Raw genomic sequence first — 12,361 nt, forward strand, 5'->3', positions numbered from 1 at the left:
TCAGCAGGGTTAGCCCCCAACATCCTCACTCTTGTGGAGGAGTCAGCGGCTGCACATCAGAGTGAGGCCCAGGTGCGCCACCTCGATCGGGATCAATTGTTTGTCCTTCGGGATGTGCCGGATTCTTTCGCCCACCAGGTGCGCGCCGGAGTTTCCTACGACGACGCGGTTGCTTCCGTTGAGGAGGGCAGCATCTCCCGGGATGGCCCGGAGCGCAGGCATGAATATCTCTTCGAGCTTGCGGATCCTGATGTCGCAGCCCGCCACTCCCGCGAATTCTCCACCCACCTGGATCGGCGCTGTGTAGGTGAGGATGTATTCGTCCACGCCCAGATAGTCGACGTAGGGGCCCCACATTGACCGTTCCCCTGTGCGGCTTGCCGAAGTGAAAAATGGCATGTTCTGGTAATCGTAAAAGCGCTCCCCGCCAGGGGTGAGGTCGAATTCAAGTTTCTCGATTCCTTCACCCCGCCTGATCCACCACTCGAGAACGCCGTCCCGGTTTTCGATGGCGTCTGACGAGAAGATGATCCCGGCTCCCACAACGAAACTATGGGTTGCAAGGAAATCCTTGCTCATGTTCTCCAGCTGCCCAACGTCCCGGGGCGTAACGGTGAAAGGGAAAGGGCTTTGGCGATTTGTCCACAAAGCGGCAGTTTGAAAGGCGAACTTGTCGACGTCGAGGCCGAGTGTGTCCGTCCAGGCGGCTATCTCCTGTGCGGCCTTGATCGCAGGGGTAGTGGTTGTCATGGGCGCTCCTGCTGATACGTCGGGTATCCGAGGGACAATTTCGCGTCCACCAAGTGGTGTGCGTCATGCCGGATGTGTTTCAGCACCAGTTGTTGAGCGTCCTCAGGTGCGTCGTTTGCGATGGCACGTGCCAAGGCCAGGTGCTCGGCGGCAACCTGTTCGGGATCGCGGGTCAAGGATACCGGTGCCCACAGTGCTTGGACTGTCTCGGCCTGCAGCCTGATCTCTGCATTTGTGAGCCTGGGGGACTGCGCCAAGACCGCCAATTCGATATGAAATCTGCTGTCGGCGCGCGCCTGCAGTTCAGGCTTGTCAGTCATGACAACGCCGCGCGCAAGGTCTGTAAGTCTGTTGATCTCGTGGGGTTCGGCCCGTTCGCAGGCCAGCCTTACAGTTGCGGCGGCGATGGCAGCATGCTCGTCGCCCGCGTCCCGAATTTCGGCAATAGATGTGTCCTGGAACCACTTTTTTATGACATCAGCGGACGTGAAGGGCTGCTTCACAACGAATGTGCCGCCGTTGCGGCCCCGCCGGGTTGCAACAATTCCCTGATCCCGAAGGTCGGACAATGCCTCCCGGAGGGTAGACGGCGCAACGCCAAACATTTCCGACAGTGCCGTCTCGGGGGGAAGCCGCTCGCCGACCTTCAGCAGTCCAAGGGCAATTGCCTTGGAGATCCGGTTGACGATGGCTTCGGAGCGCTCTGTTTCCGGCAATGCCCGGTACACCTGGGCTTGGAAAGCGGTGGTAGATGCCAAGAACGACTCCATGGGGAATAGGGACAGCAGTAACTCTAGTCCGGCACTGACGGACTTCCCCGCCCAGCCGATGCGGCGCCGATCAGCCGGCCCCGCTCAAAGGTCCCGCATGCTTCCTTCTTCCCGCTGACACCTTCGGGCGCTGCTGGTTATGAAGTGTACTGCAGACGGATTAAAAGCGTGGAAACCATAGTTTATCGGGCCGGATTAGGCCGTGAGAGCCCCGAAGATCGCGATTTTCACGGCGTCCACGGTGAGGGTTGCGCGAATAAAGATATGAAACTATGGTTTTTACGACGTGGTCCCGCTCACAGGCAGCGATGTGACCGATTAGAAGGAGTCCAATGCGTGTAGAAGCACCTGAATCTGTTGGGGAAGCTGCGGTGGATGATGACGCTCAGCATCTCGCCAGCCTTGGTTACTCGTACGAGAGGCAATTCAAGCGGGAGATGACGTTTTGGGGAAACGTCTCGCTGGGATTCACGTACTTGTCTCCGGTAGTGGCGATCTATTCCCTGTTCGCAGCATCCCTGAGTGTGGCCGGGCCGCAGATGTTTTGGTCCCTGCTCATCGTCGGGGTCGGACAACTCCTGGTGGCAACAGTCTTCGGTGAAGTTGTGGCGGCGTACCCTGTGGCCGGCGGAGTCTATCCGTGGTCCAGGCGGCTCTGGGGCCGTAAATGGGGTTGGATGAACGGCTGGGTTTACCTGGTGGCGCTCCTGACAACTATCGCCAGTGTGGCGTATGGGGCAGGCCCGTTCCTGAGCACCCTGGCAGGCATGGACAGCAGCGTGGACGCCACGATCCTGTGCGGCTTGGTGGTCATAGCCCTTGCTACGGTGCTGAACCTCGGCGGCACCAAGGTGCTGAACGCCGTGGCCATGATCGGTCTTCTGGCAGAGCTCGGGGGTGCCCTGGTCGTTGGCATCTGGCTGCTTGCTACCGCCAGGCACCACGACCTCAGCGTCCTGTTCCAGACATTCGGTGCAGGAGAAGGCAGTAACTACTTCTTTGCTTTTGCGGCTGCCGGTCTCATAGGCATCTTCCAGTACTACGGCTTTGAGGCTTGCGGCGATGTGGCGGAGGAGGTCCCCAACCCGGGCCGCACCATCCCCAAAGCCATGCGGATGACTATCTACATTGGTGGTTTCGCTGCCATGTTCGTCTGCCTGTCCCTCATCCTCGCCGTTCCCGATTTCGCCGCCGTAATCTCAGGGACCGAGACGGACCCGGTCGGCAACATTCTCCTTTCGGCGTTCGGCCCCATCGGCTTCAAGGCAGTTCTCGCAGTCGTCCTGATCTCCTTCCTTTCCTGCGTGCTGAGCCTGCAGGCCGCAACCTCCCGCCTTGCCTACTCGATGGCCCGTGACGGAATCCTTCCGGCCAGCAAGCTCCTGAGCACGTTCAGCGAATCGCGCCATGTGCCCCCTTACGCACTGCTCCTGGCAGGGTTGGTGCCGGCACTCATCGTCATTGGATCCAAGGTCTCCAGCGACGCGCTGACAGTGATCATCTCCTTTGCTGCCATGGGCATGTACATGGGCTTCCAGATGGTTGTCCTTGCCTCGCTCCGGGCACGCATCCTGGGCTGGAAGCCGAACGGCGCCTTCCGCCTGGGCGTATGGGGCATTCCCGTAAATATCGCAGCTCTCGTGTGGGGCGTGCTCGGCATGGTCAACATGGCCTGGCCGCGGACACCGGAAGACGGATGGTTCGCCAACCATGTGGTCCTGATTTCCGCCGTCACGGTCGTCGTGGTTGGCCTGGTGTACATGGCATGGAAGAAACCGCACCTCAAGGGTGACGCCCCGGCAGCTGATGCAGTTCCCGCGCTTTCTGCCCGTCAGCCGGCGTGAAGGACGAAAGGTAACAAAATCCAATGTTGATCACCGGCATCAAGAGCCGACCCGTCTACGACGAGCTGGCGCCAATGGCGAGCGGCCTTAACCACCTCGCTGCCGCCCAGGGCAGCGGCGGAAAACCCCTAGTGCGCCTGCTTGGAGCGATGACCCCCGAGCAGTTGGCGGCCACCACCGTTCTGTATTCAACAGAGTCGTTTACCGGCCAGAACTATTTGATTGACCTCCAACAGTTCAAGGTGCGGGACCTGGCCGTGTTTTCCAGCAACGCGGAAGCCGTGCGCGGACTCGATGCGTCCCTCGCGATGGCAAAGATGGGCACCCGGCTGTACCTGGCCGGCTCTGAGGGGTTCATCGGTACGTCGATGCAGGTGGCTACCTCGTACGGCATGAACCGGGACGAAGTGCAGCGCGAGCATGCGGGCTCCTTTGTGAGGCGCGTGTGGTGCGCGCACTGTGGCCACTATTCCGAAAATGTCACCCACAGGGTCTTTGTATGCCCTGGCTGTGAACTAAATCTGATTGTGCGCGATCACTACTCCGGGAGGCTCGCAGCCTTCCAGGGAGTGAAAGCAGACAGCGAAGTACCCGGCGAAATGCCGGAAAATGAGGAGTTGGATACGTGAGCGAGTCCCAGCATGGAGCCCTGCGGCTCCGGGTTAAACGGATCGAAGCGGTGACCCCGGAAATCAACCGGTACACCTTCGGCGCAGCCGACGGCTCCTGGCTCCCTCCATTTTCGGGCGGCAGCCACCTTACCGTCTTGATTCCGGCCGACGGAGACACCAGGCGCAATGCGTACTCATTGATGAGTTCGCCGTACGACACCAGCGAGTACCAGATAGCTGTCCGCAGGGTGGATGACGGCAAGCGCGGCTCGCTGGCCATGCACACCAACGTGCGGGAAGGCGATGTCCTCCTCGCAGGTATTCCCGCGAATCTCTTCCCCGTCTCGAAACACGCACGGCACCATCTCTTCATCGCGGGCGGTGTGGGCGTAACGCCCGTTTTTGCCCAACTCGAAGAACTAAGCCTCAAGGGAAGCCCTTTCGAACTCCACCTGGCCGTCCGCGGCCCGGACCACGCCGCGCTTGGCCACGAACTTAAGGAACGCTACGGCGATCGGGTCACGCTCTACGGCCACGACGGCCAGTCCAGGCTCAACACCATGGACATCCTGGCAGGACGGCCGTTGGGTACGCACGCTTACGTCTGCGGGCCCACCCGGATGATCGACGACGTCGTCAGTTCCGCCCATGCCCTTGGCTGGTCGGACGCGAACATCCACTTCGAGAGGTTCGAGGACCTCGGTTCCACGGGAGACCCGTTCTCCGTGACATTGGCACGCTCGGGAGCCGTGATTGAGGTTTCTCCCGAGCAGTCGCTGCTGGAAGCGGTCGAGGAGGCAGGCCACAAGCTGCCCTACCTCTGCAGGGGAGGCGCCTGCGGGGAGTGCGAGACCGAGGTCCTGGAACTCGAGGGCACCATTGATCACCGTGACGACTGGTTGTCCGAATCAGACCGGGCAACATGCAAGCTCATCATGCCCTGCGTTTCGCGGGCCACCTGCACAAAACTCGTTATCAACGCTTAGGAAAGTGACATGACTGCCGTATCTGAACCAGCAGCCTTTAAGACGGATGAAACCTACACGCCGGAGGGCGAATACCAGTTCCGGAATTCACCCGAGGGTGTTCGCCGGCTGCCGTTCCCGTTCCCGGACGACGATTACATGTATTCAATGAACCTGGAACCGCACGTTCCGGCCGGAAACGGTGCCCTCAGAGCCGCATTCGATATTGATGAACACTATGTGTCGGAGTGCGCCCACCGCGCCCAAATGCTCAGCGATATGCCGGACGTACACTACCTTGCACTGCCGCACATGCTGGAAGCGCAGTGGGATCTGCTCGAGCTCATCTTTGAGTCTTACGCCAGGGATTTCCCGGAACACTTCACTCTCACTAAGAACGGAAACGAGTGGCGGTGGCAGAACCGGCTCCTCGGAATCGATGATTCGTTCACGTTCGGTGACCCGGCCACCTTGCCGATGGACCCCATGGAGTACGCCACCCGGCAAGCACAGGGCGAATTCGTCGTCCTCGAGGAAAAGGACAACACGCTCGTCATCGGCGCGGGCATGACCACCCAGCGTGCCGACTACTCCTTGAAGTTCAACCTCGGCATGAGCTTCTTTGAGTTCCACGGCCCGGTACCGAAGCTGCACGAGATGGGCATCCTGGACAGGGCCCTCAAGTTCCTGCTGCGCATGAAGGCCGGCCACCCTGTAAGGAGGGTCAACTGGTCGCTTACCGTCAACCCGCGCCTCGAGACGTCAGTGGAAACGCTCCCGGAATGGGCGCCGGACCGGACCACAGTCACCAGCGAAAACGCCGGCGAGAAGGTGTACCTGCGCATTGAACTGCAGCCGTTGCACCGTCTGCCCCGGTCAAACGCGATAGTGTTCCCCGTCCGTACTTACCTCGTCAGCCTCGCCGAACTGGTGGAGTTCGCTCCCGACTGGGCCAAGCGCATCCACCGGGCCCTCGCGTCGCTGGACTCCGAACTCGTGGATTACAAAGGCTTCCACCGCTACCACGGTGCAGCGGTCGAATGGCTTTCCCGCCACGACGACGGCGCACCCCTGGCCACCGGCTACCCCTGGGCCCCGGATGGAATACAGCCCGGCGATCGCTGACCGACACCGGTAAAAACCTCGACAAGAAAAGCCGATTAAAAGTGGAACCTGCAACACGTACTGCGTGGGCCCAAGTTGAACTTGGCACCGAAGTCTCACTCTCCAGCAACGGCCAACTCCTGCATCACGGGACGGTCGTGGCCAAAACCACGAGTGGTTCGGCGCTGTGGGTACTTTCGCCGACGCTGGAGCGCCGTATGTATCGCAGCAACACCGGGCATCACCTGACCGTGGAGAAAGCACCCACCGCGGGCAGCCGGTCCACCTATCAGCCCTAACCACATCAGACCCTGGACACCAGAAACCGTCAGAGAAGCAACACAAAAGGAGACATATGTCCCGGTACCGGGTGCAGAACCCTGCAACAGGTGAGGTCGTAGAGACCTTTGAAGCAGCTTCGGACGAACAGATACAGCAGGCAGTGGCCAGTGCTGACGACGCCTACGGCCAGTGGCGCGAAAAAAGCATCCAGGACCGGGCTGCCGTTGTCCGCCGCATCGCTGAGTTGTTCGAAGAGCGGAAGGAAGAGCTCGCCAGGATCATTGCCCAGGAGATGGGCAAACCCCTGTCAGAGGGCATCGAAGAGGTCGAGTTCGCCGCTTCGATCCTCGACTACTACGGCGTGCACGGCCCCGGCCTCGCTGTTGATCAGGAAATTCCCAGCACTGTTCCCGGCAAGGCGCTCATCGAGAACTGCCCCGTGGGAGTACTGCTCGGCGTCATGCCCTGGAACTTCCCGTATTACCAGGTGGCCCGCTTCGCTGCGCCCAATCTGGTCCTCGGCAACACCATCCTGCTCAAGCATGCAGACATTTGCCCCCGTTCGGCACTGGCGATCCAGCAGATCATGGAAGAAGCCGGTGTTCCCGACGGGGGCTACACCAACATCTTTGCCACACACGACCAGATCGCTGCGATCATTGCCGATCCGCGGGTGCAGGGCGTATCCCTCACGGGCTCCGAGCGTGCCGGCTCCATCATCGGGGAGCAGGCCGGCAGGCACCTGAAGAAGGCTGTGCTCGAACTCGGCGGAACCGACCCGATGATCGTGCTCGACTCCCATGACCTCGCATCGGTCGCTGCGGACGCCTGGAACTTCCGCGTCTACAACGGGGGCCAGGTGTGCAACGGCAACAAGCGGATGATCGTCATGGAAGATATTTATGACGAGTTTGTGGCCCAGCTGAAGAAGCTGGCGGACGGGCTCGTACCGGGTGATCCCCTAAACATGCCGGAGGGTGCCTATGGTCCTCTTTCCAGCAGGGCAGCTGCGGAGCAGGTGAGCGCCCAGGTGCAGCGGGCTGTGGCCGAAGGCGCCACTCTTGAAGTGGGCGGTGTCCTCTCCGAGGGGGAAGGTGCGTACTTCTCACCCGCCGTCCTGACCGGTATCAGCCGCGAATCGGCTTCCTTCCGGGAAGAGATTTTCGGGCCCGTGGCGATCGTGTTCAAGGTATCAAGCGATGAAGAGGCGCTCGAACTCGCCAATGATTCCGACTTCGGCCTGGGCGGCTCAGTCTTCTCCACCGATAAGGCACGTGCTGCGAACATTGCGTCCCGCTTGAACGTTGGGATGGCGCACGTGAACATCATCGCCGCGGAGGCAGCAGAACTTCCCTTCGGCGGCGTGAAGCGGTCAGGCTTTGGCCGCGAGATGGGTCCCTTGGGCATGGGCGAATTCGTCAACAAGCGCCTGTACTTCGTCGCCGAGTAAAGGGATGACCGTGCCCGTTACCAGTCCTGCCCGGTCACCGGTCCATCCCCCTCAGCCCCGCATGCGTTGGTCCTCGCAAGCACCCCACCGGCCTTCGGTGGCAAAGCTCGCTGTTACCACCCTTACCAGCGTCGCCGCCCTCGCCTGCCTGGTGCTGCTGGGCAAGCTCTCAGGCCACCTCCTGCTCATCCCGCCGATGGCTGCGTCCATGGCGCTCGTGGCCGCAGCGCCCCATCTGCCACTCTCCCAGCCCCGGAGCGTGATCGGGGGACAGGTTGTTTCCGCCTTGGTTGGTGTGGGCACGGGGTTGGTCAGCCACTCGTTCTGGGCCGCCGCTGTTGCCGGCAGCCTGGCGATCGGAGCGACCCTGTGGCTGAGGATGCCGCATTCACCGGCGGCTGCCACCGCAGTCATCGGTACCATGGCGACGACGGGTCAGGTCGCCTTTGTGGTGTGTTCCGGGATCGCGGCCTGCATCCTGGTCGGGTTTGGAATCGTCGGGTCCCGGCTCCGCGGAGCCACGTATCCAATTTATTGGTTCTGATGAGGGACAGTGGCTCGCAGAGCCTGACCGCGGACAGCGTAGCCAGCGGGCCCCAGTGGCCAGCGGCTACGCTGTCCGAGAACCTGCCCAACTTCTCCTGCTGCCGCTCCTGATCTACGCAGCCGCCGGACGTAAACTAACCTTCGCATCACGTCCCGTGAGCCTTCGGGCCAGCGCCGAGGACCAGGAGCCGCCCATGCTCTGGAAGCTGCTTGTTGAATACGTCCGCCCGCACCGGAAGCTGCTGGCCGCAGTCGTGGTTTTCCAGCTGGCGCAGTCCATCGCGTCCCTGTACCTGCCCACCCTGAATGCCGACATCATCGACGAAGGCGTGGCCAAGGCGAACATCGGCTACATCCTCAGCCTGGGCGGGGTCATGCTGGGAATCACCCTGCTGCAGATCGTGTGCGCGGTCATCGCCGTGTACTTCGCGGCGAAGGCGGCGATGGGCGTGGGCCGGGACCTGCGCGGCGCCATTTTCAAACGCGTGGGGGAGTTCTCCGAGCAGGAGGTCACCAGGTTCGGCGCACCAAGCCTGATCACGAGGTCCACGAACGACGTCCAGCAGGTCCAGCAGTTGATCCTGATGTCCGCCACCATGCTGGTCACCGCGCCCATGCTCAGTATCGGCGGGGTGATCATGGCCGTGCAGCAGGACGTGCAGCTGTCGTGGCTGATCGCCGTGGCCGTCCCCGTACTGCTGGTCGCCGTCGGCCTGATCACCGTCCGGATGGTGCCGCTGTTCCGCAAGATGCAGAAACGGATTGACACCGTGAACCGCGTTCTCCGCGAGCAGCTTACGGGCATTCGCGTGGTGCGCGCCTTCGTCCGTGAGGATATCGAGACCGAACGCTTCGCCCGCGCCAACGAGGACGTCACGGACACCGCCCTGCGCGCCGGCCGGTTGATGGCGCTCGCCTTCCCCGTGGTGATGCTGGTGCTGAACGTCTCCAGCGTGGCCGTCATCTGGTTCGGCTCGTTCCGCATCCAGGACGGCTCCATGCAGGTGGGCACGCTCATCGCGTTCCTGAGCTACCTGATCCAGATCCTGATGTCCGTCATGATGGCCACGTTCATGGCCGTGATGATCCCGCGCGCCGCCGTCTCGGCCGACCGAATCGGCGAGGTGCTGCGCACCAAGTCCAGCGTCCGGCCGCCTGCCAACCCGGTGAGCAGTGAGGTGCGCCGCGGCGAGCTGGAAATGCGCGACGTCGGATTCGCCTACCCGGGTGCCGACCAGCCCGTCCTCTCCGGCATCAGCTTCACCGCCAAAGCGGGGCAGACGACGGCGATCATCGGCAGCACCGGCGCCGGCAAGACCACCCTGGTCAACCTCATGCCCCGGCTCTTCGACGCAACAGAAGGCTCGGTACGGATGGACGGCGTGGACGTGCGCGAGCTGCACCCGGACCTGCTCTGGGGGCACATCGGCCTGGTCCCGCAGCGGCCCTACCTGTTCAGCGGCACCGTCCGCAGCAACCTGCTCTACGGCAAGCCGGACGCCACCGAAGACGAGCTTTGGGAAGCGCTCCGCATCGCCCAGGCCCAGGACTTCGTGGAGCGGATGGAGGAGGGCCTGGACGCGCCTATCAGCCAGGGCGGCACCAACGTTTCCGGCGGGCAGCGGCAGCGGCTGGCCATCGCCCGGGCCCTGGTGAAGCGGCCCGAGCTGTACATCTTCGATGACTCGTTCTCCTCGCTGGACACCGGCACCGACGCCCGGCTCCGCCAGGCCCTCAAGCGCAGCACCGCCGGCGCCACGCTGGTGATCATCGCCCAGCGCGTCTCCAGCATCGTGGACGCGGACCAGATCCTGGTGCTCGACGACGGCAGGATCGTGGGGCGCGGAACGCACCGTGAGCTGCTGGAAACCTCGGAGACGTACCGCGAGATTGTCTCCTCCCAGCTGGCGGCGGAGGAGACGGTATGAACCCGGAACCCACTCACGCATCCGGCACCAAAGCCGCACCCGCCTCCACAACCGGAAGCGCCGACGTCGTACGCATTCCCCGCCCGGCCGGCGGACCGGGGAGGGGCGGACCGTTCGCGGGGATGAACGTGCCGGCGGAGAAGGCGATGAACTTCTGGCCGTCGGCCAAGCGGCTGCTGGGCAGGCTGCGGCCGGAACGGTTGTGGCTGCTGCTGGTGTTCGCGACGGCGGTGGCCGGGGTGGCGCTCTCGGTGATCGGGCCGCGGCTGCTGGGGGAGGGCACCAACCTGATCTTCGCCGGGGTGGTGTCCCGGGACCTGCCGGCCGGGACCAGCAAGGAGCAGGTGATTGCGCAGCTCCGGGCGGCGGGGGAGAACCAGCAGGCGGACATGCTGACACCCATGGCGCTGACGCCCGGGCAGGGGATCGACTTCGCCGCGCTGGGGAACGTGCTGACGTGGGCGCTGGTGCTGTATGTGCTGTCCTCGGCGTTTATGTGGGTGCAGGCGTATGTGCTGAACGGGGTGGTGCAGCGGACGGTGTTCGGGCTGCGCGGGGAGATCGAGGCGAAGATCCACCGGCTGCCGCTGCGGTACTTCGACTCGATCCAGCGCGGTGAGCTGCTCAGCCGGGTGACCAACGACGTGGACAACATTTCCCAGAGCCTGCAGCAGACCATCAGCCAGGCGGTCACGTCCGTGCTGACGGTGCTGGGCGTGCTGGTGATGATGTTCATCCTCTCGCCCACGCTGGCGCTGATCGCGCTGGTGACCATTCCACTGACGCTGGGGATCACGGCGCTGATCGCCAAGCGCTCGCAGGAGCTGTTCGTGGCGCAGTGGAAGAACACGGGGGAGCTGAACGGGCAGATCGAGGAGACGTACACCGGTCATGCGCTGGTGAAGGTGTTCGGCCGGCAGCGCGAGGTGGAGGAGCGTTTCCGGCAGAAGAACGCAGAGCTGTATGACGCCAGTTTCGGCGCGCAGTTCATTTCCGGACTGATCATGCCGGCCATGACGTTCATCGGGAACCTGGTGTACGTGGGGATCGCCGTAGTGGGCGGGCTGCAGGTGGCGTCCGGGGCCATGCAGCTGGGCGACGTGCAGGCGTTCATCCAGTACTCGCGGCAGTTCACCATGCCGCTGGCGCAGCTGGGGTCCATGGCCAATGTGCTGCAGTCCGGGGTGGCGTCGGCCGAGCGCGTGTTCTCGTTGCTGGACGAGGACGAGGAGTCAGTTGAGCCTGCCCCTTCTGCCGGTCCGGTGTTTGGACGGGGGCGGCTGGTGTTCGAGGATGTGTCGTTCTCGTACTCGCCGGACAAGCCTCTGATCTCCGGCCTGTCTTTGGTGGCCGAGCCGGGGCAGACGGTGGCGATTGTGGGGCCAACGGGGGCCGGCAAGACCACGCTGGTGAACCTGATGATGCGCTTCTACGAGCTGGACGCCGGGCGGATATCGCTCGACGGCGTGGACGTCACCTCGGTGCCCAGGCGCGAGCTCCGCTCGCGGCTGGGGATGGTGCTGCAGGATACGTGGCTGTTCGGCGGGACGATCAGGGACAACATCGCATACGGGCGGCCTTCGGCTTCCGAATCCGAAACTCTTGAGGCCGCCCGGGCGACGTACGTGGACCGGTTCGTGCGGTCGCTGCCTGACGGGTACGACACCGTTCTGGATGACGAGGGCGCCAACGTGTCCGCGGGGGAGAAGCAGCTGCTGACGATTGCCCGGGCGTTCCTAGCGCGGCCTTCGGTGCTGATTCTGGACGAGGCGACGTCTTCGGTGGACACCCGGACCGAGGTGCTGGTGCAGAAGGCGATGAGTGCGCTGCGGTCCGACCGGACCTCCTTTGTGATCGCGCACCGCCTGTCCACGATCCGCGATGCCGACCTCATCCTAGTGATGGAGGCCGGCCAGATCGTGGAGCAGGGGACGCACGCTTCACTGCTTGCTGCGGGTGGGGCTTACGCGCGGCTGTATGAAGCGCAGTTCGCGGCTCCTGTGGCGGAGGTATAAAGGAACCTTCGCACGACTTTGGCGACTCTTTGTGTGGTAGTCAAGTTGTATGTAACGAGCGTGAGAAGATGCGGAAAACGGAAATATCCACCAACA

At 62.9% G+C, this 12,361-nt stretch carries 11 protein-coding genes; 9 read left to right on the forward strand and 2 right to left on the reverse strand.

Annotation, left to right across the window (positions count from 1 at the left end; genetic code table 11):
* Positions 1 to 42: 42 nt before the first annotated feature.
* Both AC5RTE_RS14825 and AC5RTE_RS14830 read right to left on the reverse strand, forming a co-directional pair.
* Positions 43 to 750, reverse strand: coding sequence for a cache domain-containing protein (locus AC5RTE_RS14825; RefSeq protein ID WP_494042138.1), 708 nt, complete (start codon positions 748 to 750; stop codon positions 43 to 45).
* The gene (locus AC5RTE_RS14830) at positions 747 to 1,508 is read right to left on the reverse strand and encodes a FadR/GntR family transcriptional regulator (RefSeq protein ID WP_494042139.1); all 762 of its coding nucleotides are present in this window, start codon (positions 1,506 to 1,508) and stop codon (positions 747 to 749) included. The genes AC5RTE_RS14825 and AC5RTE_RS14830 overlap by 4 nt, the downstream gene beginning before the upstream one ends.
* 344 nt (positions 1,509 to 1,852) lie before the next feature.
* On the opposite strand from AC5RTE_RS14830, the gene AC5RTE_RS14835 reads away from it, so the two are divergent.
* From AC5RTE_RS14835 to AC5RTE_RS14875, 9 genes are all read left to right on the forward strand, one after another.
* Positions 1,853 to 3,364 carry an APC family permease gene (locus tag AC5RTE_RS14835; RefSeq protein WP_494042140.1) on the forward strand — a complete coding sequence of 504 codons (1,512 nt, stop codon included), beginning with the start codon at positions 1,853 to 1,855 and terminating at the stop codon, positions 3,362 to 3,364.
* Positions 3,365 to 3,387: 23 nt separating this feature from the next.
* On the forward strand, positions 3,388 to 3,993 hold the full coding sequence (locus tag AC5RTE_RS14840) for a dimethylamine monooxygenase subunit DmmA family protein (RefSeq protein ID WP_494042141.1): 606 nt from the start codon (positions 3,388 to 3,390) through the stop codon (positions 3,991 to 3,993).
* The gene (locus tag AC5RTE_RS14845; RefSeq protein ID WP_494042142.1) at positions 3,990 to 4,961 is read left to right on the forward strand and encodes a PDR/VanB family oxidoreductase; all 972 of its coding nucleotides are present in this window, start codon (positions 3,990 to 3,992) and stop codon (positions 4,959 to 4,961) included. Before AC5RTE_RS14840 ends, AC5RTE_RS14845 begins: the two co-directional genes overlap by 4 nt.
* Positions 4,962 to 4,970: 9 nt before the next feature.
* Positions 4,971 to 6,065 (forward strand): heme-dependent oxidative N-demethylase family protein, encoded by a 1,095-nt coding sequence (locus tag AC5RTE_RS14850; protein ID WP_494042143.1) that lies wholly within the window; start codon positions 4,971 to 4,973, stop codon positions 6,063 to 6,065.
* A 41-nt stretch (positions 6,066 to 6,106) separates the two neighbouring features.
* Entirely contained in the window at positions 6,107 to 6,343 is a 237-nt protein-coding gene (locus AC5RTE_RS14855) for a hypothetical protein (protein ID WP_494042144.1), read from the forward strand.
* Between the two features lie 56 nt (positions 6,344 to 6,399).
* Positions 6,400 to 7,776: an NAD-dependent succinate-semialdehyde dehydrogenase gene (locus AC5RTE_RS14860; protein ID WP_494042145.1), complete on the forward strand. Its 1,377-nt coding sequence runs from the start codon at positions 6,400 to 6,402 to the stop codon at positions 7,774 to 7,776.
* A 97-nt stretch (positions 7,777 to 7,873) separates the two neighbouring features.
* Positions 7,874 to 8,320: an HPP family protein gene (locus AC5RTE_RS14865; RefSeq protein ID WP_494042146.1), complete on the forward strand. Its 447-nt coding sequence runs from the start codon at positions 7,874 to 7,876 to the stop codon at positions 8,318 to 8,320.
* 196 nt (positions 8,321 to 8,516) lie between these two features.
* Positions 8,517 to 10,250: an ABC transporter ATP-binding protein gene (locus AC5RTE_RS14870; RefSeq protein ID WP_494042177.1), complete on the forward strand. Its 1,734-nt coding sequence runs from the start codon at positions 8,517 to 8,519 to the stop codon at positions 10,248 to 10,250.
* Complete coding sequence (locus AC5RTE_RS14875; RefSeq protein ID WP_494042147.1) at positions 10,247 to 12,265, forward strand: ABC transporter ATP-binding protein; 2,019 nt, start codon at positions 10,247 to 10,249, stop codon at positions 12,263 to 12,265. The genes AC5RTE_RS14870 and AC5RTE_RS14875 overlap by 4 nt, the downstream gene beginning before the upstream one ends.
* Positions 12,266 to 12,361: the final 96 nt, after the last annotated feature.

Source organism: Arthrobacter sp. K41 (genome assembly GCF_059089645.1).

Coding starts and splice junctions, on each gene's coding strand:
- AC5RTE_RS14825 (WP_494042138.1), bottom strand. CDS start 750: ATGACAACCACTACCCCTGCGATCAAGGCCGCACAGGAGATAGCCGCC.
- AC5RTE_RS14835 (WP_494042140.1), top strand. CDS start 1,853: ATGCGTGTAGAAGCACCTGAATCTGTTGGGGAAGCTGCGGTGGATGAT.
- AC5RTE_RS14840 (WP_494042141.1), top strand. CDS start 3,388: ATGTTGATCACCGGCATCAAGAGCCGACCCGTCTACGACGAGCTGGCG.
- AC5RTE_RS14850 (WP_494042143.1), top strand. CDS start 4,971: ATGACTGCCGTATCTGAACCAGCAGCCTTTAAGACGGATGAAACCTAC.
- AC5RTE_RS14860 (WP_494042145.1), top strand. CDS start 6,400: ATGTCCCGGTACCGGGTGCAGAACCCTGCAACAGGTGAGGTCGTAGAG.
- AC5RTE_RS14870 (WP_494042177.1), top strand. CDS start 8,517: ATGCTCTGGAAGCTGCTTGTTGAATACGTCCGCCCGCACCGGAAGCTG.
- AC5RTE_RS14875 (WP_494042147.1), top strand. CDS start 10,247: ATGAACCCGGAACCCACTCACGCATCCGGCACCAAAGCCGCACCCGCC.